This is a genomic window from Yimella radicis (assembly GCF_054778255.1).
In genome coordinates this window covers 26,738-50,798 of record NZ_BAAGZR010000006.1, presented here as the reverse complement: position 1 = coordinate 50,798, position 24,061 = coordinate 26,738, and the positions used below count along the sequence as shown (strand labels likewise).

Here is a 24,061-nt window from a genome sequence, read left to right as displayed (position 1 = left end):
CGGGTCAGTACTTCCGCCAGCGCAGCGCGACGGCGTAGTCGACGGCGGTCCCCGGGTGCTCGCGCAGGATCGCGCGGGCCAGCCGCGGGGCGAACTCGATCCGCACCACCCGCTTGAAGTCGGCGCGGGAGGCCATCTGCCAGCGGATCAGCAGCGGGACGGTGGCGAACCCCTGATCGTCCCAGAACCGTTGCACGGCAACGGGATCGTACGAAGGCAGCGCCCGCCGGAACCACCCGCCGAAGGTGGAGCGCGTCGCGTCGTTGTCGATGAGGAACGCGACTCCGCCGGGCGCCATGACCCGCTCCAGCTCGGCCAGCCCGGGCTCGCAGCCGGGCCCGAAGAAGTACGCCCACCGCGCGTGCGCGACGTCGACTGAGCCGTCGGCGACGGGCAGCTCCTGGGCGAGCCCGTGCCGGACCTCGACGTTCGGCACCGGGCCGACGCGGCGCCGCGCCGCCGCGACCAGGGGTGGGTGCGGCTCGACTCCGACCACCGACGCGGCGGTGCGGGAGAAGGAGGGGAGGTGGAAGCCGCTCCCGCAGCCGATGTCGAGCACCCGCAGCCCCGCCCAGTCGCGGACCGCCCGCATCGCGACGTCGAGCACCCCGTCCGGGTCGACCGAGCGGTTCTCCAGCTCGTACGCCTCAGGGTGCTCCCAGATGTTGGGAGAGGGGATGACCCCTCCCTCTCGCCGCGCCGCCACCGGAATCCGTCAGGTTTCGCGAGATCGACGGTGGGCCCGGGCCATGGGCCATACACTAAGGGTCCTGGCATCGGTCAGGATCGTCGCGGGGCGGGGAGCTCGGCGACGGGGGGAGTCGGCGGGGGCCGACCTGGACGAAGGACAACAGCATGTCGAGAGGGTTGCGTACGCGCATCACGCGTCGTGGGGTCAGGGCCATGGCTGGGGTGGGGGCGACGGCGATGCTGCTGTCCGCATGTTCCGGGGGCAGTGATGAGGCTGGGTCGTCAGGGACGACGGCGAGCCCTGGCACGACGAGCACCTCCTCGTCCGCGGCGGACAGCCCCACGTCGTCGGCGCCGACGACCGCGGCCGATCCGAGTGGGTCGGGCGCGTCCACCGCGGGATCGGTCGATGCGTGCAGCCTGCTCACCGACGCACAGGTCAATGCGGCCTCCAGCAAGCCGGCGACCTCGCACCGGGCGGGCATGATGGACAAGCCGGGCGAGGCCACCTGCTACTGGAACGCCGGCGGCTCCACGATGGTGTCGGTCACCGTGATCACCGACCCGGCGAAGGCCAAGGCCAAGCATGCCGAGCTGAAGCAAGGCCTCTTCTTCAACGACAAGGTGCCTGGTCCGGCGATCGGGAGCGGTTCCTACTGGAGGCTCGCCGGCCCGGCGCGGGGTCCCGAGCTTGTCTTCCTGCACGGCACCACTCTCGTCCGAGTGGACAACGACAACCCCAAGGGCGGCGACCTGTCCTCGGCCGACGAGGCGCGGCTGCGTACGAAGGTCGAGGCCCTCGGTCGCGCCATCGACGGCAAGCTGCCCTGAGCCTTCTCGGTCAGGCGAACCGGCGGCGGTTCTGCTTCTCCGCCGCGGCGGTCGCGGGATGCACGAGGAGCGGCAACAGCTTCCGCCCGCCGGGCCGTCGCGCCGCCCGGACCGCCGCGAGGTGTGCCTCGCAGTGCTCGACGAGCAGCGCGTACGCGTGCTCACCCATCAGGTGCACCAGCTCGCCGCGGTTGGAGGCGTAGACCGGATCCTTGCCGACGTGCGCCTCCGGGTTGCTGGAGCAGTACCAGTCGAGGTCGTGGCCGCCGGGTCCCCACCCGCGGCGGTCGTACTCGCCGATCGAGATCTCCAGGTAGGAGGAGTCGTCGGGAAACTCGACCGTGCGGAAGGTGCGCCGGATCGGCAGCTGCCAGCACACGTCCGGCTTCATCGTGTGGGGCTCGACCCCTTCGGCGAGTGCGTGCTGGTGCAGCGCGCAGCCGGCGCCGGCCGGAAACCCGGGCCGGTTGTGGAAGATGCAGGCGCCGTCGACGACCCGCGTCTTGGTCTCGCCGTCCTCCTTCTCCCGCCATCCGTCCGGGCCGTGGCCCTCGTCGTAGTACTGCCACTCGTCCGGCCCGAGCTCGGCGACGACCCGTTTGACGTTCTTGACGTCGGCCTTGTCACTGAAGTGGGCGCCGAGGGTGCAGCACCCGAAGTCGGGCGCGTCGGCGTAGATCCCCCGGCACCCGGCGCCGAAGATGCACGTCCAGCTGGAGGTCAGCCAGGTGAGGTCGCAGCGGAACCGCTCACCCGGGTCGTCCGGGTTGGTGAACTCCGCCCACGTCCGCGGGCCGTCGTACGGCATCTCGGTCACCTCCGCGAGGGTAGTTCCCTCGGCGTGGCGCCGCCGGTTCGGTCGCGGCGCGGCGCGCGGCGGTCGCTACTGTGAATCCATGCGCCTTGGGGTCATCGACGTCGGATCCAACACGGTGCACCTCCTGGTGGTCGATGCCCATCGCGGGGCGCGCCCGTTCCCGGCGTCGTCACACAAGATCGCGCTGCGCCTGTCCGAGCACACCGAGCCCGACGGCAGCATCGACGAGCACGCCGCCAAGAACCTCGTGGCGTTCGTCGGCGAGTGCCTGACGATTGCCGAGGACGAGGGCATCGAGGACCTTCTTGCCTTTGCCACCAGCGCGATTCGCGAGGCGCCGAACGGCGACACCGTGTTGCGTCAGGTGCGGGAGGAGACCGGCGTCGACCTCCAGGTGCTCTCCGGCGCCGACGAGGCGCGCCTGACGTTCCTCGCCGCGCGACGGTGGTACGGCTGGTCCAGCGGCCGGTTGCTCTGCCTCGACATCGGCGGTGGCAGCCTCGAGCTGGCGACGGGGATCGACGAGGAGCCGGACGCCGCGATCAGCCTCCCGCTCGGGGCCGGCCGGGTGTCGCGGCTGCTGCCGGGCGACCCTCCGGCCGCCGACGTCGTGCGCCGGGTGCGGCGCAGGGGCCGGATCGATTCCCACACGGTGCGCCACCCCGTGCGCCACCCGGTGCCGAGCTGCCGGCGGATCCCGTTGACACTGGCGTGCTCACGTCGGATCTGAGCGATCGCCCACCAACACGCACGCGTGGTCAGCTTGGCCCGTGGCGCCGCAACCCGGTCGTCCTGTTCGACGAACACCGTGCGGGGACAGGAAGGTTCCAGGCATCGCCAGCGTCGCTTACGCCACCGCACTCGGACCGGTCGCCCGAAACAGGGTGCGTCGACCAAGGTCACCACGTCCCGGCCGTGCCCGATCGCGACCACCCCGCATGCCGGGCACCCGACCGGTCCTGGTGCTGACTCGACCGTCACGACCACCCGGCCGGCGGTGTCGTGCTCAACGCCGATCACGTGCAACCCGGGCAGATCAACGAGCAGGTCACACCGGTCGCAGTAGCCGCCGGCAGCGCCGCAGCAGAACGTAGGCTCATCCATGTCGAGGTCCTTGCGGTCAGGGAGGTAGAAGTCCTCTGATCCTCAAGGACCTCGACCCACACCCACCGCACCCCACTCGGCGCGCCGCCTACTCACCCACGCTCAACGGCGAAGAGCCAGTTGTGCCTCGATCACGAGGCACCGAAAGGGGATTCACGATGTCCGACCAGACCGCCGCACCCGCCCGCCGACGCGGTGCTCTCCCGACCCCGCGGCACGTGCTCGCCGCCGCCCGGGCGTTCGCGCCGCCGGTGGCCGCGCCGCTGCAGTTCCTCACTGTGCCGGCCCAGATTTCCATGTGGGGCAACGATGTTCACGGCGACTGCGTGACCGCCGAGGAGGCGTTCGCCAGGGCATGCCACAACCCGGAGATCTTCATCACCGACGCCGAGGTGATCGGCTGGGCGACCTCGCACGGTGTGCTCGAGGGTGCGTACCTGCCCGACGTACTCACCTGGATGCAGCACGACGGTTTCCGTCGCGGCAGCACCGTCTACGACGACGGCGCTCACCTCGCGGTCGACTGGACGAACGCGTCAGCGCTGCGCGGCGCGATCACCCAGGGCCCGGTGAAGATCGGTGTCGCGGCCGACCAGCTCGACACCGCCTGGCCGACCACCGGCGGCAGCAACGGGTGGTTCGGCACGGGCTTCCAGCCCGACTCGAACGAGGACCACTGCGTGTCGCTGTTCGGCTACGGCACGACCGGTTGGCTCGCGTCGCAGTTGCACGTGGCCGTGCCCGCAGGTGTCGACCCGAACGCACCCGCGTACGCGTTGTTCACCTGGAACTCGATCGGCATCATCGACCACCCGTCGATGGTCAACATCACCCACGAGGCGTGGGTGCGGCAGCCGACGACGGTGGTCCCGAGCAACCTGCAGCCGTGGCCCGTGCTGCGCCGCGGCGCGAACGGTCATCCTGTGCCGACGCTGCAGCATCTGCTCAACGCGCACGGTGCGACCTTGACCGCCGACGGCTCGTTCGGTGCGCTGACCGACGCAGCGGTGCGGCACTTCCAGCAGGGTGCCGGCCTCACCGTCGACGGCATCGTCGGCCCGATCACCTGGTCGCACGTGATCATCACGTGCCGGTCTGGCAGCCGCGGCTCGGCCGTCAAGGGAGTGCAGGTGGAGATAAACTTCCGCAACCTGTCGGGCAACCCGGCCACCGAACTCGCGGTCGACGGGCAGTACGGCCCACTCACGCAGAGCGCGGTGCGGGCCTTCCAGCAGGCGGTGCACGCCGACGTCCCGAACATCACGGCGGACGGCGTGTGCGGCACCCTCACCTGGCAGGCGCTGGTCAGCGGAATGCTGGCGGGCTGATCGCTTGTGGCGCAACGGGGCCTCGGGGCCGTGCCGGCTCCGAGCCCTAGGCCTGCCACTGCGGGTCGCGCCCGGCCCGCGCGAGCACCCGGTCCAACTCGGTGGCGTCGTCGCCGACCTCCACCGCCGGACCGAAGATGCCCGGCGTGCCGCCGGTGTCGAAGCCCTGCACGTAGCCCGACAGGACGGCGAGCGTCGCGTCGTCGACGTCGAAGTTCTGGCCGGTGGCCTTGGCGAGATCCCACCCGTGCAGCGTCACTTCACCGAGGGCGACCAATCCCATGACCTCGGCGGGCAACTCGACTCCGCCGGCCCTGGTCATGCCGTCCCATGCGTCGGGCGCGACCCAGGCCTGCGCGAGGGCGTCGGCGCGGGCCGGGATCTGCTCGCGCCAGCCGGACGGCGCCTCGGGCCAGCCGCCCGCGTCCGGGTTGGTGTCGGTGAGCGGACCGAAGTCCTTGTCGGCGGCGGCACGGAAAGCCGCGGTGAGGCCGTCGATGTGGGCGAGCAACTGGGAGACGGTGCGCCCTTCGCACGGCGTGGGCCGCGCGAGGTGATCATCGGTGACTCCGTCGAGCAGACCGGTGAGGCGGTGGGCGGACGGGAGCAGGTCGGGCCGAGTGTCCATGACGCCCACGCTCCCACAGCGAGCACGATCGCAACAGGCCTCGCGGTTCAGCCGCCGACGCCGATCTCGTTGCCGTCGGGGTCGCGGTAGATGGTCTTGCGCACCCCGTTGTCGTACATCTCCTGCGACTCCGGCTCGACACCGCGCGCGGTTGCTTCCTGCACGAACCGGTCGAGGTCGTCGACGAACAGGGTGACCATCGAGTGCCCCGCCTGCTCGGGGCGGACGTCGACGTAGAGGTGCCTGTGTTCGGCGATGGTCCAGACCCATTCGTCGCTGTTCGGCTCGAACGACTCGACCTCGCCCAGCAACCGGTCGAACCACTCGACGGCACGGTCGCGGTCACTCACGGCGACACCGGCGAAGAGGTCGGCTTCCATCCGTCGATGCTCCCACCGTCGACCGGCGCGCGGTCAGCCGACGCATCCTCGAATCCGCGCGGCCGGAGCGACTCGGATGCCCTCGGCGCGCATCGCCGCCAGCGCACGATCGTGATCGCGGAGGGTCGACGACGCGCACGCATCACCCACCACGGTCACGTCGTAACCGAGTCGATGAGCCGAGATTGCGGCGACGAAAACGCCGTGGCCGGTGAGCAGTCCGTCGATGACGACATTGCGGACGGCGCGCAGTTGCAGGTTGGCATGCAGGTCAGGGTTGTCAAACGCGTTGCGCGTCGCCTTGCTGAGCACGATGTCGCCGGGCTCGGGCGCCAGCGCCGGGTCGAACGCGGCGTCGCGACTCGTCGGATCGGCCCTCGGTCCGTCACCAGCATCGAGGTAGCGCAGGCAGAACACCGACGCGCCCTGTGCTCGCCAATGGTCCCTGGTGGCTCTTGCCCGTTTCGTCACTGTGCGGTCGTGCGCGAGGTCGACGATCCAGCCTTGGAAGTCGACCTCGAGCAGCGCCGTAGCGCCCATCAGTAGCGCGATCCCGTTGCTGCCGGCAGGTTGTCCAGCGACTGCAGGTCTTGCTCCGTCAGGTCGATCGCGGCCGCGGCCAGGTTTTCGTCGAGTCGGCCGAGCTTCGTCGTGCCGGGGATCGGGATCACGTGTTCGCCCTGCGCCAACACCCACGCGAGCGCGATCGTCGCCGGGCTGCAGGAGTGCCGGCGCGCGACGTCCCGTACGACCTCGACGATGCGCTCGTTCTGGCGCGCGCTGTCACCCGAGAAGCGCGGCAGACCTGCTCGAAAATCGTTGTCGGGCAACGTATTCACGTCGAGCTTGCCCGTGAGGAAGCCGCGTCCGAGTGGGGAGAACGGCACGAAGACAGCGTCGTGATCGGCACACCACGAGACGACATCGCCGCTGCTCGCGCCGTCGGAGTTCGTGCCCTCACCCAGCGCGTCGCGGGTCCAGAGCGACAGCTCCGACTGGACCGCCGCCACCGGGTGGAGCCGATGGGCCAGGTCGGCCTGCTCGACCGTGACCTCGCTCAGACCGATCGCCGCCACCTTCCCGGACGCCACCGCGTCGGCAAGAGCACCCCAGCTCTCCTCGAGCGGAACGGAGGGGTCGACCCGGTGCAGGTAATAGAGGTCGATCCGGTCGACGCCGAGGCGCTCCAGGCTGGCATCGATCGCGGCGCGCAGATGGTCGGGTCGGCCGTTGCGCTCGAGGTGCGGCTTGCCCTCGACGTAACTGGAGACGAGCCCACCCTTGGTCGCGACGATCGCCTCGTCGCGGCGTCCGGCGATTGCTTGCCCGACGAGTTGCTCGTTGTGGCCGGCCGCGTAGGCGTCGCTGGTGTCGAGCAGGGTGATCCCGCGGTCGAGCGCGCCGTGGATCACGACGGCGGCCGCGCGCGGGTCGGCCGACTCGGGCGTGTTGTAGGCCCACGACATGCCCATGCAGCCGAGACCGATCGCAGCCGTGTCGCGACTCAAGGCGGGAATTCGCCTGGTGTTCAAGAGATCTCCTTGGTGAGTGTGCGGTCGGTGGAGCGTTGGAGTCGGCGCACCGACGCCGCAACGGGACGGTTGTCGCAGTCGAGGCCGGCGTCGATCAGCTGCCGATAGTGGTCGACCTTGGCGTCGAGAGCGGCCAGCGCTTCGTCGATCTCGCGGCGGCGCGATTCCAGGCGTTCGCGCGACTCCTGCAGGACGTCGATGCGACGGCCGTGACTCGCAGCGCCCTCGGCGATCAACGCGACGAACTCCTTCATCAGCGAGGTCGGCATACCGGTCGCACGCAGTGCGGCCAGCAACCGGACGAGGTCACGGTCACGACCGCTGTAGGCGCGCCGTCCGTCGACGCCGCGACCGACCGGCGGCAGCATGCCTTCCTTCTCGTACCAGCGCAGCGTGTCCGGGGTCAGACCCGACATCTGCGCCATCTCCGCGATGCCGATCTCTCGGTCTTCGGTTGCCTCGACGAGCTCCATGCGTCGAACGTACGTGCTGGAGTGCACTCCAGCGCAAGTAACCTGCAGCGCCCACACCCTGGATTCGGCGCGACAGGTGGCCGCTTGTGCCCGGCGCAAACGACCATCTGTCGCGCGGATTCGGTGAGGAGGGCGGGCGGGCGGGTCAGGGCAGGCGCAGGTCGGTCCACCCCACCACGTCGCACCGGCCGTCATCTCTGCAGCCGGCCGCGAGCGCGATGCCGTCGCTGCGCCGGCCGATGGTGTGCTGCGATCCGGCGGCGATCGCGACGATGCCGGTCCAGTCGCCGACGTCGCACTGCCCGGCGCTGTTGTCACCGGCCGCGACGACGCGTCCGGACGATGTGAGTGCGACGCAGTGGTGGCTGCCGGCTGCGATCGCGGTGACGTCGCGCCACTCGTGCACCTCGCGCAAACCGGCCGACGGAGCGCCCGCGGCCACCACGCGACCGGCTCGAGTGAGTCCGAGGGTGTGCAGGTAGCCGGCTGCCACTGCGGCCAGGTCGCGCCACGTCTCGACCGCGCACTGTCCGCGGCGGTCGGCGCCGACGGCGACCGCCGAGCCGTCGGACCGTAGCCCCACCGAATGCCAGTCGCCGCACGACGCAGCCACGATGTCGGCCCAGTCGTCGACATCGCATGCGCCTTCGTCGCGGCGTCCGGTGGCTCGGACGGTGCCGTCGGCCAGCACCGCGAGCGTGCGCCGCCATCCGGCCGCGACACCGACGACGTTCGACCAGAAACCCACATCGCACTGGCCGTCGCCGTTCCAACCGGTGGCGCGCACCGTGCCGTCGGCGATCAGCCCGACGGTGTGCGACCGCCCGGTGTTGCGGAAGGTGTGCACGTTGCCGGCGGCGACGGCTTGCACGGTGGTCCAGTCGCCGACGTCGAGCTCACCGGCTCCCCCGTGCCCGACGGCCAGCACGGTTCCGTCGCGGCGCACGCCGACCGAGTGGCGGCATCCGGCGGCGATGGTGGTCACCACTCGATCCTGTCAGCCGGCCGCAGCCACCCCTCGAATCGGCGCGACAGATGGTCGCTTTCGACCGGCGCAAACGACCATCTGTCGCGCGGATTCGGTCAGGAGGGCAGCGGTCGAGGTCGGCGAGTGTCAGACCGAGCCGCTCGGTGCGATCCACCCGGCGGTCACGCCCTGCACGCGGCTGCCGTCGAGGTCGGCGAGCGAGATGCCGGCGAACCGTTCGGCGGCCTCGGAGGTCTGCCAGCGGAAGCGGTAGGTGTCGGAGGTCGCGGCGTCGGCGATGGCGCGTCCGGCGTCGGCGGCCTGCTGTGCGGCGGCGAACGACACCTTGGTGCGGGCCAGGTAGGCGTCGAGCAGCGCGGCGTACGGCCCCTCGCTCGACGCTCCGGTGACGACTGCGGTGGTGGTCATGCGAACTCCTCGAGCCGGGCGGGTGCGGACTCCGATCAACCTAGTGCCGCGCGGCCGCCTCCGGCTGGTGCTTCTGGGGCGCCGTCGAGCCGGGGCGCAGGTCGAGCCTGCGCAGCAGCTGAGCGTTGAGCGCGACCACGACCGTCGAGGCCGACATCAGCAATGCCCCGACCGACATCGGCATCACGAAACCGATGGGCGCGAGCACACCGGCCGCGAGCGGCACGGCGACCAGGTTGTAACCGGCGCCCCACGCGAGGTTCTGCACGCTCTTGCGGTACGTCGCACGCGACAGCTCGATCACTGACAGCACCGAGCGCGGATCGTCGGACGCCAGGATGATGCCCGCCGAACCGATCGCCACGTCGGTGCCGGCACCGATCGCGATGCCGACGTCGGCCGTGGCCAGTGCGGGCGCGTCGTTGACGCCGTCGCCGACCATGGCGACCTTCCGTCCCTCGCCCTGCAACTCGGCCACCTTCGACGCCTTGTCCTCGGGGCGGACGCCGGCGAAGACTCGGTCGATGCCGAGCTCGGCGCCCACGGAGTGCGCGACCGCCTCGGCGTCGCCGGTGATCATGACGACCTGCACACTGCGCTCGTGCAGCGCTTGCACCGCGGTGCGCGACTCTTCGCGGATCTCGTCGGCCAGGCGCAACGCACCGGCCACCGCACCGTCGACGACGACGTGCAGGATGATCGCGCCCTCCTCGCGCCAGTCGTCCGCGACGGCGAGTTCGTCGCCGCCGATCTGATCGAGCAGGGCCGGCCCACCGACGCGGACGGTGCGTCCGTCGACGTCCGCCGACACTCCGACTGCGGGGTGGGAGGTGAAACCGTCGGCCTTCGGCACGGTGAGCTCGTGCTGCTCGGCGGCCCGCACGATCGCATGGGCGAGTGGGTGTTCGGAGTCGGCCTCGGCCGCCGCAGCCAGCGCCAACAGGTCGTCGGCGGAGAGCGGTTGCAAGTCGGCGGGCTGCACAGCGGTGACCGTCGGCTGGCCCTTGGTGAGCGTGCCGGTCTTGTCGAAGAGGACGGTGTCGACCGAACGCATCGACTCCATCGCGAGGCGGTCCTTCACCAGCACGCCGGCGCGCGCGGCGCGCTCGGTGGCGATCGAGATCACCAACGGAATGGCCAGGCCGAGAGCGTGCGGGCAGGCGATGACGAGCACGGTGATCGTGCGCACGACGCCGTCTTCGGGCAGGCCAACGAGGGCCCACACCACGAAGGTGATCAGGGCCGAGCCGAGCGCGAACCAGAACAGCCAACCGGCAGCCGTGTCGGCCAGCCGCTGCGCCCGCGAACCCGACGCCTGTGCGTCGGCCACCAACTTCTGGATGCCGGCGAGCGTCGTCCGGTCGCCCGTCGCCGTCACCTCGACCCGCAGACCGGAGTCGGTCGCGATCGTGCCGGCCACCACCGCGTCGCCGACCTCGCGGCGCACGGTGCGCGACTCACCGGTGATCATCGCTTCGTCCATCGCCGCCGAACCCTGCACGACGCGTCCGTCGGCCGGCACGCTGCCGCCCGGGCGGACGACGACGATGTCGCCGGCCCGCAGGTCGGACGGCGAAACGGTGGAGATCTCGTCGCCGTCGACACGCTCGGCCTCGTCGGGCAGCAACGCCGCGAGCGAGTCGAGAGCCGACGTCGTGCGGGCCAGCGACCGCATCTCGATCCAGTGACCCAGCAGCATGATCACGACCAGCAGCGCGAGCTCCCACCAGAAGTCGAGATGGTGCGGCAGCAGCCCGAGAGTCGCGCCCCACGACGCAACGAACGCGACCGTGATCGCCAGCGCGACGAGCAGCATCATGCCGGGCTGACGCGCCTTGACCTCGCCGACGGCACCGGTCAGGAACGGCCGCCCGAACCACACATAGAGGACGGTGCCGAGCACCGGCGGGGCGGCGTCGATCAGGACGTTGTGCGGCAGGTCGTAGCCGACGAGGTCGGCGAACATCCGCGACAGGAGAACGGTGGGAATCGCAACAACGAGCGAGCCCCAGAAGAGCCTCCGGAACATCGCGACATGGTCGCCGTGACCGCCGTGGCCGCCGTGGCCGCCATGTCCGCCATGCCCAGCGTGGTCGGCATGCCCAGCGTGACCGGCGTGTTCTTGGCTCGACTGCTCGGCACTGACGGCGCCGTGGTGTTCATGGTCGGCGTTCTGCGGTTCCGTACTCATGTCATCCTCTCGCATAATACCCCCTGGGGGTATTTGGTCATGCCTCGTGCAACCAACGACCGCTCGACACCATTCCCGAGAACCATGGAGATTTCACGAAGATCGTGTGACGTGTCGATCGCTTCGGCACGGTCCTTCCCCCACGGACCCGACCGTGGTCGAGACTGGCCCGATGAAGGCGCCCCCGAATGACCACCGGACGCGGGTTCTCGTCGTTGACGACGAAAAGGCCCTGGCCGGCATGATCGCCAATTACCTCGATCGCGCAGGGCATCGGGTGCGCGTGGAACACACCGGCACCGACGCCGTCTCGGCCGCGCGCGACTGGGTGCCCGATGTCATCGTTCTCGATCTCGGGCTGCCCGGCCTGGACGGCGTCGAGGTATGTCGTCGGGTGCGCACCTTCTCGGACTGCATGGTCTTGATGGTCACCGCTCGGGACGACGAGACCGACACCCTGATCGGCCTCTCGGTGGGCGCCGACGACTACATGACCAAGCCTTTCAGCGTCCGCGAACTGGTCGCACGAGTGGGTGTGCTCCTGCGTCGTCCGCGCGGTGCATCCACACAAGTCGCGGCAACGCTGCGACTGGGCGACCTCACCGTCGACACTCACGCGCGCGAGGTACGCCTCGCCGACTCGCAGATCCAACTCACTCGCACCGAATTTGACTTGCTCGCAACGTTCTTGGGCCAACCACGACGTGCGTTCGACCGCCGAGCGCTCATCGAAGCCATCTGGGGCGTGGACTGGGTGGGCGATGAGCACCTCGTCGACACCCACATCGCGCACCTGCGTCGAAAGCTGGGCGACGACGCGTCCAATCCACGCTTCATCGAAACGGTGCGCGGCGTCGGTTACCGAGCGGGCAGCGGATCATGAGGACTGTCGGCAGCCGATCTCGAAGCCTGGTGACCTGGCTGCTGATCGCTCAGGCCGTTGTCCTGTGTGTCACTGCGGTCGTCGCCACGGTGGCCGCCGCGGTGATCGGCCCGCCCCTGTTCCATGAACATCTGCATCTCGCCGGATCCGACACCTCGGGGTCCACCTTCGACCACGTCGAGGAGGCATTCCGGTCCGCGGGGCTCCTCACCTTGGGGGCCGCACTCCTCGCAGCCATCGCTGCCGCCGGCCTGGTCACCGTCGTCCTCGGCCGACGACTGACCGGCCCACTGCAGGACCTCGCCTCAGCCGCCACGCGTGTCGCGGACGGCCACTACGGGGCGACGGTCGCGCAGCCGACCCGCCTGAGCGAGCTTGCTGCGGTCGGCACAGCGTTCAATCGAATGTCGGCCCAGCTCGCCAGCACCGAGCAGGTGCGCCAGCAGATGCTCTCCGATCTCGGCCACGAGTTACGCACACCGCTCGCCACGATTCAGGTCTACCTCGACGCGGCCGACGACGACGTGACGAGCGGTCACGAACTCACGGCCGTGCTGCGCGAACAGGTGACCCGTCTCGACCGGCTCACGAGAGATATCAACGCAATCTCGCGGGCGGACGAATCCGCGATCACCCTCGAACGCAACCCGATCGACGTCGCCGAGCTGCTCGCTTCGGTCACTGGCCCTCGCCAAGAACACCTCAGAGCGCGCGGCCTCACGCTGGACGTGTCCGCGCCGTCCGGGACGACGCTACGCGGCGATCGCCTGCGCCTGCAGCAGGTGCTGACGAACCTGCTCGACAACGCGGAGCGACACACGGGGGACGGCGGACGAATCCGGGTCACCGTCCGACCCGAGCCCCAGGCAGTGTCGATCGAGGTGGCCGACGACGGCGACGGCATCGGCGAGGAGCACCTGGCGCACGTTTTCGAACGGTTCTACCGCACCGACACCGCGCGCGACCGAGACCACGGAGGCGCGGGCATCGGCCTCGCGATCTGTCGTTCGGTGGTGCTCGCGCACGGCGGGTCGATCACGGCGCACAGCAACGGGTTCGGCACGGGCGCACGCTTTCGGATCACCCTGCCAACTCCATGAAAGCTCCATAGAACCTCGACCCGCACGTCAGATCGGTGGACGAGTCTTGTTGGTATGAAACACCTTTCGACGATCACCCTCGCCGGCGCCGCCGTGCTCGCACTCACGCTCACAGCATGCGGAAGCGACGACAGCAGCCACTCCGCGGGGCACGGATCGATGATGTCCTCGGCCGCGTCACCGGCGACTGCAGCCGGCAGGCAAGGTGACATCAGGTTCGCGCAGCAGATGATCCCGCACCACCGCCAGGCGGTGCAGATGGCCGACATGGCGCTCAACCGGCAGGGCGTCTCGGCCGACGTCACCCGCCTCGCGGCCGCCATCAAGAAGGCACAGGATCCCGAGATCAACACGATGACCGGGTGGCTGAAGTCGTGGGGCGCGACCGTGCCGACCGGCGGCGATCACTCGGGCCACGACATGAGCAGCATGAGCGGCATGAGCGGCACGGGCGACATGACCGGAATGATGTCGCAGCAGGACATGGACATGCTCGGCAAGGCGACAGGCCCGGCGTTCGACCGGATGTGGCTGACGATGATGGTCAAGCACCACCAAGGCGCGGTCACGATGTCGTCCGACGTCAAGAAGACCACCGACAACCCGGAGGTCAGCAGCCTTGCCGACTCGATCATCAAGGCTCAGAACGCCGAGATCCGCACGATGCAGGACTTGCTGAAGACCCCCGCGGCCTGAGCTCTTGCGGATGGATCCGACCAGCAGGCAACCACCTTCGTGACCTAGGCAGCCAGTCGCGCCTTGCGCTTGTCGTAGGCCCAGCCCGGCCCGCGCAGCAGGTACGACCAGCGGTCGGCCCAGTTGTCGGCGGAGCTGACATCGGCGAACATGTCGGCCCACTCGTGACCGGCGATGCGCAGCGGGTTGAAGGTGTCGATGTTGGTGGTGCCCTGACAAGTGCGTCAAGCGGCCCGGTTCTGTCGGCCCGCAAGACGGAATCCGGATCATGTTCGACACCGTCCGCCACGAGAGTTTTCAACTGATCGCCGACGTTTCTCGTCCATGCCTGGCCGGAATCGGAGAAATAGTCTTTCATTCTCGCTGTAAACTTCTTTGCCGGGTGGGTGACACCCGCGCGAAGCACAACATTGAACCGTTCAAAAATCAGTTCACCAAAATACTCCTCTACGAAAAGATCTTCCATTTCGGACTCGTTCATTCCAACAACGGAGACCACTGTGGGTCTTGGTGCCTGAATCCCGGTTCCTTCTCCAAGGCCTCCAATGCTTTGCGACCAGCCCCGTCGTTATCCAGCAATGCATGTACACGGCACACACCGTCGTAGTACAGTCGATACTGATAGGCGACATTGGGGGCGCCAGTAGTGCACTCGATCCTCAGTGTCCCATTACTCAGTGCGGATGAAATCGCCTTACTGCGACGATTCAAGAATGTCGTGATGATGCGCTTGTCACCGTACCCCTCCACCAACAACACGACATTGGCAGATTGCAGATTGTCCGCAACTCGAACACCTAGAACATCACGAATCTGAGTCAGTGATGTCGCTTGCACCGCGCGGTTCTCTTGGATGATGATGTTCCCCGAGACATCACCCCGACCGACGAGCAAAGGACTGTGCGTTGTGATGACGACCTGCTGCTCTTGCGCAATCTCATCAAGGACCTTTCGGAGCTCGTGAACGGCCTTGGGTCGGTCGGGAGTCGGCGGCGTGCTCGACGATTTCCGACCGACCGGCTGAACCGTCCCAGCAGATGCCCAGACGACCAATCCCCGTCCCCGCTCCAGTAGTCGACGACATCGACTACCCGTGCACCTACCCGTGAGCTCACAGGCTGTACGCCCGAGTAACTTTACATAACTACTGCCGCGCCGATCGCCATGTTTCTGACCTGCAGAAACATCGCGACCCCTTGTCAGCGAGAACAGTTCTCACCTCGAACAAACTTCCAAGTTATGCGATTCTCGATGCCAAAACGACCTGAAAACTGCCCCTACTTTGATCAAACCCTGATTCGACCAATGTTCGCTGCATCTCGACATCTCGACAGCAGCAAGCCACCAACTCAGAAGTTCTGCGCCATGTCCTTGAATCGCGAGTAGTGGCCCTGGAACGCCACCGTGATCGTGTCGGTCGGACCGTTACGGTGCTTGGCCACGATGACGTCCGCCTCGCCGACGCGCTCGGACTCCTTGTTCGTCTGGTCTTCACGGTGCAACAGGATGACCATGTCGGCGTCCTGCTCGATGGAGTTGTGGACGCTGATTCCGTTCGCCACGAAGTTGTGGGCGCCGAGCACGGTCGCGTCGAACGTCTCCTCCAGACCGTCGAGTTCGACCGACTTCACGGTGTCCCACATGACGTCGTTGATCGCGAACAGTTCGAGGTCTGCCGAATCCAGCACTGCCGCAACGCGGCCCAGGCGCTCGCGGCTCGGGGCGCGCTTCCACATGGTCGACCCGCAGAACTGCGAGTCCATGGCCGCGGCGAACTCACGGTGCGTCATCCCCTGATCAGACATGACCTGCTTGACGGTGTCCCAGACCTGCACCGGCACGGCGTCGACGTTGGTGTTGCTCTGCTTCTCACGAATGATCCCGAGCAGTTCGGCCGCCTGAACCGACCGCGCACCGTGCACCCCGATCTCCTGGAGGAATCGGCGCTGACTGTCCGATCCGGAGACGTCGATCGTGTACCCGTCGCGGTAGTCGCCCTTGCGGGTCGCCCGCGTACGCGTCGAGATGCCGAACCGCAGCAGCAACTGGCTCAGGTCGTCCACGAGCCGGCGCGAAGCCGAGGCGTAGTAGATGCGCCCACCCGACTTCGACTTATTGACGGTCACCGATCCGTCGGTCGCCCAGATGTGGTTGATGAACAACGCGATCTGACGCTTCGAAGCATGGAACATCGACTCGGGCACGAATTTCTCGTGGCTACGAAGCCCGAACAGTCCGAGTCCGTCGAGCCATTCGGCGATCGGGTTCCGCTTTCCATGACCGAGCCGATACGGTGCGCGAAGTCGCAAGGTCGTGCAGCGAGCAGCCGCATACTCGTCTCGCACCGAGACGATCCCAAAAGCGGACAGCGCCGCTCGAGAAACCACTTCCAGGTTTGCCTCGTCGATGGACGCGTACCGCAGCGGTTGACCCTTCACAAAGGACCCGTCGCCGATGAGATGCGCGAGCAGAATGACCCGAGCCGTGTCGTCCCACGGTTCGAACCTCTCCGGCGCCGGCACGTGCCGCGGGACGGCGACCCGGTCGCCTTCCTTGAGGTCACCCAGAGCGCGCCATCCGTCGTACGACATGAGGGGGTGGTTCTCGGTGAGCCGCAACGTTTTTCCGGACGCCAACGTCAACCGGAAGACCGGCTTCACACCGCTGCAGAACGCATGCGTCATCGTCCGAGTGACCAAACGCTGCCGGTCGTCCAGGGCCCAGACCGGGACGTCCTTCTGTCCCGATGCAGCCAACTCACCGATGGAGATCTCTGCCCCGGTGTCGGCGCGCAGAATGCGGGAGTCGGCCGTCAGACAACCCGATTCGCGAAGGTCGCTCATCTGCGGACGCTTGTCGGTGCGCTGCTCCGGTCCACGGTTCAGCTGCGAGATCGCGATGACCGGCACCTCGAGTTCCTTGGCGAGCAGCTTCAGCGCACGCGAGAACTCAGACACCTCCTGCTGACGCGACTCGACCTTCTTGCCGGACGTCATCAGTTGCAAGTAGTCGATGACGACGAGCTTGAGATTGTTGCGCTCCTTCAACCGGCGGCACTTGGACCGGATCTCCATCAGCGACATGTTCGGTGAGTCGTCGATGAACAGAGGAGCGTCGGAGATACGGCCCATCGTCTTGGCGAGCTTGGCCCAGTCCTCGTCGCGCATCGTGCCCTTGCGCATGTGCTGCAACTGAATCTCGGCCTCGGCCGACAGCAGACGCATCGAGATCTCCACCTTGCTCATCTCCAGACTGAAGATGACCGAGGTCATGTTGTTCTTGATCGACGCAGCGCGCGCGATGTCGAGACCGATTGTCGATTTGCCGACAGCCGGCCGGGCGGCGATGACAATCATCTGGCCCGGGTGCAGACCGTTGGTCAAGGTGTCGAGATCGTGGAAGCCGGTGGGCACACCGGTCATCTGACCGCCGTGCGAGGACGCGGCCTCGATCTCGTCGGCGGTCTGCTCGACCACCTCGCCCAGGCGCACGTAGTCCTCGGTGTCCTTGCCGGCGGTGACCCCGAAGATCTCCGCCTGCGCCGCATTGATGACGTCGACGACGTCTCCCCCGCCGTCGGACTGCCCCATCTGCACGATGCGGGTGCCGGCCTCGACCAGTCGGCGCAGCACCGCCCGCTCGGCGACGATCTGCGCGTAGTACCCGGCGTTCGCCGCGGTGGGCACCGACTGGATCAGCTCGTGCAGGTAGGGCTGGCCACCGACCCGCTGCAACTCGCCACGCTTGGCGAGTTCGTCGGCGACGGTGATCGCGTCGGCCGGCTCACCGCGTCCGTACAGGTCGATGACCGCTTCGTAGATCATCTCGTGTGCCGGGAAGTAGAAGTCGCGGCCGTTGACGACCTCCGCCGAGTCGGCGATGGCGTCCTTGCTGATCAGCATGCCGCCGATCACCGACTGCTCGGCGTGCCGGTCCTGCGGCGGAACGAGGCCGGGCGCGTTGCCGCCGGAGTGGTCGGAGCCACCCGAGTCGGCGTACGCCGGGTTCAGATCGTCCACGACATGCCCTGCTTCCTGCTGGTCTGATCTCCCGACACCACTGCACCAGCCACCACCGACAACTACCTCATGCGCTGTTCACCACCGGGCTGACAGGGAACCGTACGACGCGGTTCACCGACCCGCCAAACAGTCGGCTCACCGCCCTGTGCGCAACCTGGGGACAACGTGTGTGACCGGCTGTGGAGCATTGCTCACAGGCTGTGGACAACCCTGTGCATAACGTGGAGAGGCGGCACTGACCTGCAGAAACAGATTGTTCACAGCTGTACCACTGGGTGAGACACAATCCGTTCCCCCCTCTGAGGGTGCGAACACGAATCGGCCCGCACGACCGGATAGCTGGTCGTGCGGGCCTGACCCGGGGCTGGAATCAGCCGTTGGTGCTGGTGACGAAGACGCCACTGGTGTAGTTCGTGCCACGCTCCACCGAGTTCGGAAGCGAGTGCGAGCGCCAGGTGTTGCAGTCGATCAGGCCGAAGTGCAGGTGCGGACCGGAGGAGTTGCCGGTGTTACCCGACGTCGCGATGGGCTGTCCCTGCGCGATCGGCTGACCGGCCACGACGCGGTACGCCGACAGGTGGAAGTACACCTGGCACGCGCCGGAGGCGTCCTTGATCCGGACGTACATGCCGCCGCCCATCGAGGTGTACCCGGTGTCCTGCACCACGCCCGCACGCGAAGCCACGAGCGGGGTGCCGACCGGCATGCCGAAGTCGATGCCGTGGCGGTTGTAGGAGGTGTGATGCGACCAGGATCCACCGGGACCCTGGGTGATCTTGAACGTGCCGCCTTTGGCCCACGGCATGCGGTACGGACCGCTCGGGTCACCGACGGGCCGGGTGACCGGTCCGGTCGTGTCGGTGGTCGTGGTGCCGGGGGTGGTCGTCGTTCCGGTCCCGGTCGTCGGACCGCCGGTACCCACACACGGGAAGCCGTCGAGTGCACGCCAGGTGGCCGAGTCCACGGTGCCGGTCACAGGGAGTGACTTGGACGCCTGGTATGCACGCACCCGGGCCAGCGTGGCGGGACCGAACGAACCGTCGACGGTCAGCCCACCCAGGCGCTGCTGCGCGGTACGAACCAGATCGCCCGTGCTGCCGAAACGCAGCGTGGAGACACGGCAGACCTTGCCCTCGCCGGCCTTGCCCGGAAAACCACCGAGCGCCGCCCACGTAACCGGGCCGACGCGTCCGTCCACATACAAATTCTTGGACGCCTGGTAGGACATCAGACGGCTCTGCGTCGCCGGTCCGAACGATCCGTCGACGACCAGTCCGCCCAGGCGCTGCTGCAGCGTCTTGACCAGCTCACCCTCCGAACCGATCGACAGCCAGACGACGTTCTGCGCCGCAGGCGTGCGAACCACCGACGGTGCTGCCTTGGGTGCTGCCGCGGGTGCAGCGGTCGGAGCGGCCGCTTCTGCTGCTGGCGCCAGCACCGTCGCCGCACCGGTCGGGACGGTGACGGCGACACCGACTCCGGCCATCAGGCGGGGCGAGGTGATGGCACCGGCCGCCGGGTTGGGGCGTCGCTTCAGGTGGCGGGGTGCGGGGGAAGTGCGGAGCAAGATGTTCAGCCTTTCGGGGGTCGGGCGCGACGGTTCGCAGTCGGGGGGCTCGTCAGCTGACGAAGCGGCCGAAACCGGTGGGGGTGTTGTAGATCGGCTGCAGACGAACGACCTGGCCCGGGTACGGAGCCGCGATCATCTTTCCTTCGGACACCCAGATACCGACGTGGTAAGCAGGCGAACCGAAGAAGACGAGGTCACCCGGCTGCGGCGTGCTGACCTTGGTCAGGAAGCGCTGCTGCGCGCTGGCCACGCGCGGGATCGACAGACCGACCTTGGCATACACGTACTGCGTCAGGCCCGAGCAGTCGAAACCGCCGGAAGGAGTCGCTCCGCCCCACACGTACGGGATGCCGAGGTACTGCTTGGCGGTGTCGATGATGCGCTGGCCCACCGTGCCGCCGGCCGGCGGTTCGGGGGTGGTCGGGGGGTGTGCGATGTCGCAGGGGAATCCACCGATGGCCGCCCAGGTCGCGTCGTCGACGACTCCGGTGACCGGCAGACCCTCGGACGTCTGCAGCGCACGGACCGAGGCCAACGTTGCCGGGCCGAAGACACCGTCGGCAAGAACGTTCCCACCCAGGCGCCTTTGCAGTTCGACGACCACGGCACCGGTCGAGCCGAAGCGGACGGTCGTAACATCGCAGGCCGCAGGAGGCGTGACCGGGGGCGGGGTCACCGGGGGAACGGGCGGCTCCGGGGTGGTCGGCGGCTCCGCAGTGACGGAGGTGGGGAAGCCACCCAGTGCCTGCCAGGTGACCGGACCGACGACACCATCGACATACAGGTTCTTCTGCGTCTGGAAAGCACGCACCGCACGCAGTGTGGCCGGGCCGAAGTCGCCGTCCACCACGATGTTCAACCGCTGCTGGACGACCTTCACTAACGCACCGGACGAGCCGTAGCGCAGGCTCACCACGTTCGTCGGAGCCGTAGGAGCCGTCTTGACCGGCGTCGCGGCGATCGGCGTCGCGGCCGGTCGCGCTGCCTGAACCGGCGCAGCGGCTTGCGCCGGGGCTGTCATCGTGCCGACAGCCGTCGCGGGGACGGCGAGGGCCGTTCCACCGAGAACGAGGGACTTGCGGGCGGCAACCTTGCCCAGGAGACCCGGGCGCTGCTTCTGGTGCCGAGGCGTGGTGATCGTCATCGGGCCCTCTCGATACGTAGTCCGTCGTACGTGTCTTCGGTCAGCCGCTCGCTCCTGATCGGTCAGGGGTGACGACGTCCCGGTGGACCGGGGACGGGCTGCCGGAAGGACTATGCCCGCTCTGGGAGTTCTGGGGTAGTCGTGAGTGATGTAAAGCGGCGTGTCAGTTCTTGCACATGGGATTCATGTGACGTATGTGGCAACAGTGGCAACCCGGAAGACGGTGGTTGAACGTGCACATTTTCGCGCCATCATTGACATCTGGCGCCGCACGCGTACCAGGGGCGCCGAACGGACGAATCGAACGACACGCCGAAACACGGGTTTCTTGTAATTATCTCGCATCTTGAGATACCGGACGTCACGGCGACGTCGACCGTCGACGAAGTAGCATGTGCGCAGCAATTTCCGCCGGCCCTGCGTGCGTCCCGATCACGGCCAACTCGGTTGTCGCACAGCCGACTTGGCCACCACGCCTGAGCGTACAAACGCGCCGATGTCGAACGACGTCCCGGCACACGATTCGGTTGGTCAAGCGTGCATCACGACTTCCCGACACAGCGCGAGGGCTGGCCTTCGTCGCCCGAAAACGCAGCTTGCCCCGCACCGATCAGGTGCGGGGCAAGCTGAGATGTCGAGCAGGGGCTGACGATCAGTAGCGACCGTAGTTCTTGTAGCCCCAGATCTTCTTGGTGACGATGGAGGTACCGGGCATACGCGCGGACACCTCGTAGCCGTTGCCGGCGTAGATCGACACGTGGTACGCCGGGAAACCGGAGAAGACCAGGTCGCCGGGCACCGGGCTGTAGACGCGGCGTGCGCCGGCCTGCTGGGCACTGGCGGTACGCGGGATGCTCTTGCCGGCCTTGCGGTAGACGTACTGCGTTAAGCCGGAGCAGTCGAAGCCGTTCGGCGTGGTGCCGCCCCAGACGTAGGGAACACCGTGGTACTGCTGCGCGATGCGAACGATGGACGAGCCGCTGGTGCTCGTGCGCGGTGCGCTACGCGAGACGTACCCGCCGCCGGGCACACCACCGAGGGCACGCCAGGTGGAGTCACCGACATAACCGTTGGCATAGATGCCGGCGCGGCGCTGAACCGCCTTGACCGCCCAGAGGGTCTGCGGACCGTACGAACGGTCCTTCGCGATGGCGTAGCCCTTGCGCTGCAGGCGGTACTGGAGCAGTTCGACCCAGTAGCCACGTGCGCCGTAGCTCACGTTGTAGGCACCGGCGGCCTTGATCGGAGCGGCCTTGGCCGGCGATGCGACCGCGGCGGGAGCCGGAGCTGCGCTGGCGGACTCGGACAGAGCGACCGGAACCACGGTTGCGGTGGCGGCTGCGACAGCCAGACCGCGGCGGCTCACGATGGAGGAGACGACGCTCTGCTCCTGCTTGAGATGGCGAGGCTTGTAGGAACCCATTTGCGGGGAAGACCCTTCGGCACTTGACGACGTGTTGACAAAGCTGAGCGGTCGACCGGAAGTGGTCGATCGCGGTACTGCTGAGCGCTTCTACTTCCCCCAAGTCAGCGTGGCGCCCGCACTACTGTGCACGAAACTCGGTTCGGTTCCGAACCGGAGGCAAAATTTTCGTCAAGGCTGCCCACAGGGCCTCCACCGGGGCCCTCGACGAGGAGTCGTTCAACGGTCATCCACCCGGCCGTGACCATTCCGTGATTATCCGCGCCATTGCAGGCATGTCGGACTTCGGCTCAACCGCCCGAACAGCCCCCCTCCGCACCCCTCTCGCAGCGACCACATCATGGGATACTTGTATCCCAATATTCGAGATGGCATCCAGCCCGGTGGGCCGGTAGCGTGTCCCACATGCGCGATTCCGCTACACAGGCGCCACCTATTTCACTTCTGTACCGTCGACCTCGGGCCGGCAGCGGCCTGTGAACCGCGACTCATCCGCGATGGACGTCGCCCCGGTCGATCCACGCGACGTCCTCCGTCTTGCCGTACCGGCTTTCCTCACGCTCATTGCCGAACCGTTGTTCCTACTCACCGACAGTGCGATCGTGGGTCACCTCGGCACCGTGCCGTTGGCTGCTCTCGGAGTTGCGTCCGCCGTCCTGCTCACTGCCGCCGGCGTATTCGTCTTCCTGGCCTACGCGACGACCTCGGTGGTGGCTCGTCGTATCGGTTCCGGGCGACGGACGGCAGCCCTCGAGGCCGGGGTGGACGGTATGTGGTTGGCGATTCTGCTCGGCGTCCCCACCGCTGCCGGGGTTGCGGTCTTCGCCGAGCCGTTGTGCCGGGTCATGGGAGCGGACGGCGCCGTCCTCGATCCGGCAGTCACCTACCTGCGGATCGCCGCACTCGGCATCCCGTCCCTGCTTGTCATGTCGGCCGCCACCGGAGTCCTGCGGGGCTTCCAGGACACCCGCACTCCCCTGGTCATCGCCACCGCGGGCTTCACCGCCAACGCGATCCTCAACTATCTCCTGGTGTATCCGCTCGACCTCGGTATCGTCGGGTCGGCGATCGGCACGGTGATCGCGCAGAGCGGCGCCGCGGCGGCCTTCGCGTTCCTGGTGTTGCGCCGGGCAGGTGCGGCGGGTGCCCGTCTCGCCTTCCACCCCGGGGAAGTCCTGGCCGCGGCCCGTGTCGGCGCCCCGCTGCTGGTCCGCACCATCGCCCTGCGTGCGGCGTTCCTGCTCACCACCTGGGTGGCAGCCGCCCTCGGAGTGATCCCGCTGGCTGCTCACCAGGTCGCGATGAACGTGTTCAGCCTCCTCGCCTTCGCCCTCGACGCCCTGGCCATCGCCGCGCAGGCACTCATCGGTACCGGCCTGGGCGCCGGAGACGCGTCCTACGCGCGGCGCGCCACGTCCTTGATGACCCGCTGGGGCTGGCTCGGCGGACTCGGGTTGGGCGTGATCACCGCCGCGTCCGCTTGGATCCTTCCCCCGCTGTTCACCTCCGACCCGCAAGTGCGCTCGACTCTCACGGTCGCGCTCCTGGTGCTGGCGGTCACGCAGCCGATCTCCGGAGCAGTGTTCGTGCTCGACGGCGTGCTGATGGGCGCCGGAGACAACAGGGCTCTCGCCTGGCTGTCGATCGCCACCCTGGCCGCGTACGTGCCCGTGCTGCTGCTCGCGCGCGAGTTGGGCACTTCGAAGTCACCGCAGGTCGGCATCGCCCTGCTGTGGGGAGCGCTGGCCTGGTTCATGGCGGCGCGCTGGTTCGCGTTACGGCAACGCGCGCGTTCGGACGCGTGGCTGGTGGTCGGTGCGCGCTGAAACCGGGACAGAAATGACTGCGACCCC

21 protein-coding genes and 2 pseudogenes are annotated in these 24,061 nt (G+C 67.9%); 7 read left to right on the top strand and 16 right to left on the bottom strand.

All coding sequences use genetic code 11. The annotated features are described in order from the left end of the window. Positions 1-4: 4 nt before the first annotated feature. The gene (locus tag ACYU8W_RS03975; RefSeq protein WP_499466822.1) at positions 5-706 is read right to left on the bottom strand and encodes a class I SAM-dependent methyltransferase; all 702 of its coding nucleotides are present in this window, start codon (positions 704-706) and stop codon (positions 5-7) included. 197 nt (positions 707-903) lie between these two features. Between ACYU8W_RS03975 and ACYU8W_RS03970 the strand changes: the two genes are divergently transcribed. After that, complete coding sequence (locus ACYU8W_RS03970) at positions 904-1,521, top strand: DUF3558 domain-containing protein (protein ID WP_344910784.1); 618 nt, start codon at positions 904-906, stop codon at positions 1,519-1,521. Between the two features lie 10 nt (positions 1,522-1,531). Here the strand turns inward: ACYU8W_RS03970 and ACYU8W_RS03965 are convergent, their stop codons facing one another. Next, a complete protein-coding gene (locus ACYU8W_RS03965; RefSeq protein ID WP_344910781.1) occupies positions 1,532-2,338 on the bottom strand; it encodes a DUF3109 family protein in 807 nt (268 codons plus the stop codon). A 79-nt stretch (positions 2,339-2,417) separates the two neighbouring features. On the opposite strand from ACYU8W_RS03965, the pseudogene ACYU8W_RS03960 reads away from it, so the two are divergent. Further along, positions 2,418-2,975: pseudogene (locus tag ACYU8W_RS03960) on the top strand (Ppx/GppA phosphatase family protein); the annotation flags it as partial. Between the two features lie 200 nt (positions 2,976-3,175). On the opposite strand, the pseudogene ACYU8W_RS03955 reads toward ACYU8W_RS03960, so the two are convergent. After that, positions 3,176-3,442, bottom strand: a pseudogene (locus ACYU8W_RS03955) (transposase family protein); the annotation flags it as partial. Between the two features lie 158 nt (positions 3,443-3,600). Here ACYU8W_RS03955 and ACYU8W_RS03950 point away from each other — a divergent pair. Next, entirely contained in the window at positions 3,601-4,770 is a 1,170-nt protein-coding gene (locus ACYU8W_RS03950; RefSeq protein WP_499466819.1) for a peptidoglycan-binding domain-containing protein, read from the top strand. Between the two features lie 46 nt (positions 4,771-4,816). Here ACYU8W_RS03950 and ACYU8W_RS03945 read toward each other — a convergent pair whose 3' ends face one another. From ACYU8W_RS03945 to ACYU8W_RS03910, 8 genes are all read right to left on the bottom strand, one after another. Then, a complete protein-coding gene (locus ACYU8W_RS03945) occupies positions 4,817-5,398 on the bottom strand; it encodes a TIGR03086 family metal-binding protein (protein ID WP_129627157.1) in 582 nt (193 codons plus the stop codon). 47 nt (positions 5,399-5,445) lie between these two features. Continuing rightward, entirely contained in the window at positions 5,446-5,778 is a 333-nt protein-coding gene (locus ACYU8W_RS03940; RefSeq protein WP_129627154.1) for a VOC family protein, read from the bottom strand. Between the two features lie 33 nt (positions 5,779-5,811). Next, positions 5,812-6,318: a cysteine hydrolase family protein gene (locus ACYU8W_RS03935; protein WP_499466816.1), complete on the bottom strand. Its 507-nt coding sequence runs from the start codon at positions 6,316-6,318 to the stop codon at positions 5,812-5,814. Beyond that, positions 6,318-7,310: an aldo/keto reductase gene (locus ACYU8W_RS03930; protein WP_499466815.1), complete on the bottom strand. Its 993-nt coding sequence runs from the start codon at positions 7,308-7,310 to the stop codon at positions 6,318-6,320. Before ACYU8W_RS03930 ends, ACYU8W_RS03935 begins: the two co-directional genes overlap by 1 nt. Then, on the bottom strand, positions 7,307-7,783 hold the full coding sequence (locus tag ACYU8W_RS03925) for a MerR family transcriptional regulator (RefSeq protein WP_205744797.1): 477 nt from the start codon (positions 7,781-7,783) through the stop codon (positions 7,307-7,309). Before ACYU8W_RS03925 ends, ACYU8W_RS03930 begins: the two co-directional genes overlap by 4 nt. Before the next feature lie 145 nt (positions 7,784-7,928). After that, positions 7,929-8,768, bottom strand: a complete 840-nt coding sequence (locus ACYU8W_RS03920; protein WP_499466812.1) for an RCC1 domain-containing protein — start codon at positions 8,766-8,768, stop codon at positions 7,929-7,931. 129 nt (positions 8,769-8,897) lie between these two features. Next, the gene (locus tag ACYU8W_RS03915; RefSeq protein ID WP_499466810.1) at positions 8,898-9,179 is read right to left on the bottom strand and encodes a hypothetical protein; all 282 of its coding nucleotides are present in this window, start codon (positions 9,177-9,179) and stop codon (positions 8,898-8,900) included. 40 nt (positions 9,180-9,219) lie between these two features. Next, a complete protein-coding gene (locus tag ACYU8W_RS03910) occupies positions 9,220-11,385 on the bottom strand; it encodes a heavy metal translocating P-type ATPase (protein ID WP_499466808.1) in 2,166 nt (721 codons plus the stop codon). 157 nt (positions 11,386-11,542) lie between these two features. Between ACYU8W_RS03910 and ACYU8W_RS03905 the strand changes: the two genes are divergently transcribed. Genes ACYU8W_RS03905 through ACYU8W_RS03895 form a run of 3 tightly spaced genes read left to right on the top strand, consistent with a single transcriptional unit; the run spans position 11,543 to position 14,049 of the window. Further along, positions 11,543-12,253 carry a winged helix-turn-helix domain-containing protein gene (locus ACYU8W_RS03905; RefSeq protein WP_141927172.1) on the top strand — a complete coding sequence of 237 codons (711 nt, stop codon included), beginning with the start codon at positions 11,543-11,545 and terminating at the stop codon, positions 12,251-12,253. Next, a complete protein-coding gene (locus ACYU8W_RS03900) occupies positions 12,250-13,353 on the top strand; it encodes a HAMP domain-containing sensor histidine kinase (RefSeq protein WP_499466806.1) in 1,104 nt (367 codons plus the stop codon). Before ACYU8W_RS03905 ends, ACYU8W_RS03900 begins: the two co-directional genes overlap by 4 nt. 54 nt (positions 13,354-13,407) lie before the next feature. After that, positions 13,408-14,049 (top strand): DUF305 domain-containing protein, encoded by a 642-nt coding sequence (locus ACYU8W_RS03895; protein WP_115921506.1) that lies wholly within the window; start codon positions 13,408-13,410, stop codon positions 14,047-14,049. 477 nt (positions 14,050-14,526) lie between these two features. Here ACYU8W_RS03895 and ACYU8W_RS03890 read toward each other — a convergent pair whose 3' ends face one another. From ACYU8W_RS03890 to ACYU8W_RS03870, 5 genes are all read right to left on the bottom strand, one after another. Beyond that, a complete protein-coding gene (locus ACYU8W_RS03890) occupies positions 14,527-15,102 on the bottom strand; it encodes an OLD family protein (RefSeq protein ID WP_499466805.1) in 576 nt (191 codons plus the stop codon). 296 nt (positions 15,103-15,398) lie between these two features. After that, a complete protein-coding gene (locus tag ACYU8W_RS03885) occupies positions 15,399-18,068 on the bottom strand; it encodes a replicative DNA helicase (protein ID WP_499466804.1) in 2,670 nt (889 codons plus the stop codon). Between the two features lie 373 nt (positions 18,069-18,441). Continuing rightward, complete coding sequence (locus ACYU8W_RS03880) at positions 18,442-19,638, bottom strand: peptidoglycan DD-metalloendopeptidase family protein (protein WP_499466802.1); 1,197 nt, start codon at positions 19,636-19,638, stop codon at positions 18,442-18,444. 52 nt (positions 19,639-19,690) lie between these two features. Further along, on the bottom strand, positions 19,691-20,785 hold the full coding sequence (locus ACYU8W_RS03875) for a C40 family peptidase (protein WP_499466800.1): 1,095 nt from the start codon (positions 20,783-20,785) through the stop codon (positions 19,691-19,693). Between the two features lie 652 nt (positions 20,786-21,437). Beyond that, complete coding sequence (locus ACYU8W_RS03870) at positions 21,438-22,208, bottom strand: C40 family peptidase (protein WP_499466798.1); 771 nt, start codon at positions 22,206-22,208, stop codon at positions 21,438-21,440. Positions 22,209-22,684: 476 nt separating this feature from the next. On the opposite strand from ACYU8W_RS03870, the gene ACYU8W_RS03865 reads away from it, so the two are divergent. Further along, positions 22,685-24,034: an MATE family efflux transporter gene (locus tag ACYU8W_RS03865; RefSeq protein WP_499466796.1), complete on the top strand. Its 1,350-nt coding sequence runs from the start codon at positions 22,685-22,687 to the stop codon at positions 24,032-24,034. The last annotated feature ends 27 nt before the right edge of the window (positions 24,035-24,061 follow it).

Excerpts from the sequence above, each read along its gene's own strand:
- ACYU8W_RS03970 (WP_344910784.1), top strand. The coding sequence starts at position 904 with ATGGCTGGGGTGGGGGCGACGGCGATGCTGCTGTCCGCATGTTCCGGG.
- ACYU8W_RS03950 (WP_499466819.1), top strand. The coding sequence starts at position 3,601 with ATGTCCGACCAGACCGCCGCACCCGCCCGCCGACGCGGTGCTCTCCCG.
- ACYU8W_RS03945 (WP_129627157.1), bottom strand. The coding sequence starts at position 5,398 with ATGGACACTCGGCCCGACCTGCTCCCGTCCGCCCACCGCCTCACCGGT.
- ACYU8W_RS03940 (WP_129627154.1), bottom strand. The coding sequence starts at position 5,778 with ATGGAAGCCGACCTCTTCGCCGGTGTCGCCGTGAGTGACCGCGACCGT.
- ACYU8W_RS03935 (WP_499466816.1), bottom strand. The coding sequence starts at position 6,318 with ATGGGCGCTACGGCGCTGCTCGAGGTCGACTTCCAAGGCTGGATCGTC.
- ACYU8W_RS03925 (WP_205744797.1), bottom strand. The coding sequence starts at position 7,783 with ATGGAGCTCGTCGAGGCAACCGAAGACCGAGAGATCGGCATCGCGGAG.
- ACYU8W_RS03915 (WP_499466810.1), bottom strand. The coding sequence starts at position 9,179 with ATGACCACCACCGCAGTCGTCACCGGAGCGTCGAGCGAGGGGCCGTAC.
- ACYU8W_RS03910 (WP_499466808.1), bottom strand. The coding sequence starts at position 11,385 with ATGCGAGAGGATGACATGAGTACGGAACCGCAGAACGCCGACCATGAA.
- ACYU8W_RS03905 (WP_141927172.1), top strand. The coding sequence starts at position 11,543 with ATGAAGGCGCCCCCGAATGACCACCGGACGCGGGTTCTCGTCGTTGAC.
- ACYU8W_RS03900 (WP_499466806.1), top strand. The coding sequence starts at position 12,250 with ATGAGGACTGTCGGCAGCCGATCTCGAAGCCTGGTGACCTGGCTGCTG.
- ACYU8W_RS03895 (WP_115921506.1), top strand. The coding sequence starts at position 13,408 with ATGAAACACCTTTCGACGATCACCCTCGCCGGCGCCGCCGTGCTCGCA.
- ACYU8W_RS03875 (WP_499466800.1), bottom strand. The coding sequence starts at position 20,785 with ATGACGATCACCACGCCTCGGCACCAGAAGCAGCGCCCGGGTCTCCTG.
- ACYU8W_RS03870 (WP_499466798.1), bottom strand. The coding sequence starts at position 22,208 with ATGGGTTCCTACAAGCCTCGCCATCTCAAGCAGGAGCAGAGCGTCGTC.